General features: G+C 52.6%; 3 protein-coding genes. All 3 read left to right on the top strand.

The genetic code is table 11. The annotated features are described in order from the left end of the window. Positions 1 to 262 precede the first annotated feature (262 nt). Entirely contained in the window at positions 263 to 613 is a 351-nt protein-coding gene (locus tag BM283_RS17620; RefSeq protein ID WP_090695451.1) for a hypothetical protein, read from the top strand. After that, positions 610 to 1,851: a group II intron reverse transcriptase/maturase gene (ltrA, locus tag BM283_RS17615; RefSeq protein ID WP_090695449.1), complete on the top strand. Its 1,242-nt coding sequence runs from the start codon at positions 610 to 612 to the stop codon at positions 1,849 to 1,851. Before BM283_RS17620 ends, ltrA begins: the two co-directional genes overlap by 4 nt. Before the next feature lie 153 nt (positions 1,852 to 2,004). Beyond that, a complete protein-coding gene (locus BM283_RS17610; RefSeq protein ID WP_090695447.1) occupies positions 2,005 to 2,544 on the top strand; it encodes a hypothetical protein in 540 nt (179 codons plus the stop codon). Positions 2,545 to 2,605 lie beyond the last annotated feature (61 nt).

Below are 2,605 nucleotides of genomic sequence, written 5' to 3'. Positions count from 1 at the left end.
GACTGCATTCAGCCAATGGATATTTATCGCCGCTAGACTACGAATTGCAGCACAAAGCTGCTTAACATTGTGTCCAGAAAAATGTTGACACATCAGTGTGCCGCAGCAAGCGGCGTAAGAGATGAGGGTATGACCCCTCGCAATCGGCTTGCAGGAGCAGGTTGCAAACCACCCTAAGCGGCTTGGGTCAAAAGCCCCGGTCGTGAGCGTTATGGAAAAGGCGCCCCGAGGCGTCAGGTATGGATCAGGAAGACGAACAACCGTGAACTGCCGTTCAAGTGTCGAAACTACTCAGATGACATCAAAACTGGAGGGTGATGTTACTCCAGGAGCAGTCTGGCCGTTACCTGCTTACGGGCCAGGCGGTGTCCGGCATAGAGGCAGCGTCAGTCTGATTCGGGCTCTTACGTTGAACTGCGGGAACCTTCGGTGGCGATGTGAAGCGAAAGGCACAAGCTCAAAAGGCGAGGCCGATAGTAGCGATGTGCCACCAAGGGGCGGAGCAGCTCGTAGTAGTGATGAAGCCGCTGTAACGGCGGTGGAGCGAAGGGGCTGCGTCATCCCGTCATTGTGTGACGTCAACCGCGCAAGCGGGAGGAGCGTTGCCCAATGACCAAGCCTTACGACATTCCCAAGGCGCTTGTCTGGGAAGCCTATTTAAGTGTGAAAACTAATGGAGGATCAGAGGGAATCGATCAGGAATCCCTCGGGCAATTCGAGGCCAACCTGAGTAACAACCTGTACAAGCTATGGAATCGCCTGTGTTCCGGGAGCTACTTTCCGCCGCCGGTGAAAGGCGTGCCAATCCCGAAGAAGTCCGGCGGGGTTCGCATGCTGGGAGTGCCGACGGTGGCAGACAGGGTGGCGCAAACGGTGGTCAAGCAACTGCTGGAGCCAGCCATTGATCCGCTCTTCCACGTCAACTCCTACGGCTATCGTCCCGGGCGCTCAGCCCACGATGCGATTGCCATGGTCAGGCGGCGAAGCTGGGAATATGACTGGGTGGTTGAGTTCGATATCAAGAGTCTGTTCGACAAGATCGACCACAAGCTGCTGATGCGCGCGCTCAGGAAGCACTGTCAGACATCATGGGTCTTGCTGTACGTCGAGCGTTGGCTGAAAACACCAATGCAAATGCCGGACGGCGAGCTTGTGGAAAGGACACGTGGTACCCCGCAAAGCGGTGTCGTCAGTCCACTGCTGGCCAACTTGTTTCTGCACTATGCCTTCGACAGCTGGGTAGACCGTCATCTTCGGAGTGTGCGGTTCTGCCGCTATGCCGATGATGGTGTGATGCACTGCCGGAGTCTGGTGCAGGCGAAGTTTGCTCTGAACAAGGTGGGCGAGCGGTTTCGTCAGTGTGGACTTGAGCTGCATCCTGAGAAGACCAAAATCGTATACTGCAAGGACATCAATCGGCAGGGAGATTTTGCCAGCGTGCAATTCACATTTCTTGGCTATACCTTCTGTCCGCGTAAAGTGAAAGATAAGTATAGTCGGGTCTATGTGAGTTTTACGCCTGCGGTCAGTCGTGACGCCCTCAAGGCGATGCGGCAGACGATACGTGGGTGGCATCTTCAGCTGAAATGTGACAAGAGCCTGGCTGATCTGTCGGCCATGTTCAATCCAATCCTCCGAGGCTGGCACCAGTATTATGGCCGATTCTACGAATCGGCGATGTCTGCTGTGTGGAAGCACCTGAATGACTATCTGACGCGCTGGCTGATGCGCAAGTATAAGTGGCTGGCTCGGCATAAAATACGAGCTCGGCAAGCTCTTGGGCGACTTGCGCTGAAGTTTCCAAAAGCTTTCTGGCACTGGAGGCTGGGATGTGTGCCAAAGGCAGGATGATGGGAGCCGGATGAGTCGAGAGGCTCACGTCCGGTTCTGCGAGGGGCCGCGGGTGAAACTCCCGTGGTCTACTCACCCTTGCATGCGTCCAATCTTTCAACCTATGAGTTCCTGAATCGAACTATATTTGAAACCAGTCCAGAACTAGACCGTATGGAAAGCCAGCTATACGAGCGTTTACGTTTTATGGCTAGTAATCCAAGAGCCGCTTACGATACTCTTTGGAAAAACATTGATCAACTCGGAGCGCGTATAAATAGTAGCAACCTGTCCACTTCCTTCCAGCATCGCCTTACAAAGGATGACCTCAAAGCCTTCCTTCAACAGGCAGGTGCCATGCTAGCTCCAAGCATAAATATTGAAGAGATTCGAGCTTCGTTTGCTAGCACCTCGGCTATCGGTAGATCTTGGCAGAGAAGCATTGCGGGTCAGTGCATTAATCGTTCTATTGTTAGCGAATTATTCGAAGTTATTAATGATGGAAAACGCACCATCTTACTTACGGGTTTCCCTGGTTCAGGTAAAACTTGTGCGATATTAGCCATGCAAGAAGCTTTAGAACAAAGAGTAAAAGATTGCTCTGATTTAGTGCCACTCTTTGTTCAAGCTCGCGAATTTGCCGATTTGGCCACGGAGCAGGAACGCAAAGCCCTGGGATTTGATGTGTCAACATTTTTCTGGACACAATGTTAAGCAGCTTTGTGCTGCAATTCGTAGTCTAGCGGCGATAAATATCCATTGGCTGAATGCAGTC

The sequence above is a fragment of the Nitrosomonas sp. Nm34 genome, assembly GCF_900113925.1.
In the GTDB taxonomy this organism is placed as follows: domain Bacteria; phylum Pseudomonadota; class Gammaproteobacteria; order Burkholderiales; family Nitrosomonadaceae; genus Nitrosomonas.
The sequence above is the reverse complement of the archived record's forward strand: the minus strand, read 5'-3'. Positions and strand labels throughout refer to the sequence as shown.

Coding starts and splice junctions, on each gene's coding strand:
- ltrA (WP_090695449.1), top strand. CDS start 610: ATGACCAAGCCTTACGACATTCCCAAGGCGCTTGTCTGGGAAGCCTAT.
- BM283_RS17610 (WP_090695447.1), top strand. CDS start 2,005: ATGGAAAGCCAGCTATACGAGCGTTTACGTTTTATGGCTAGTAATCCA.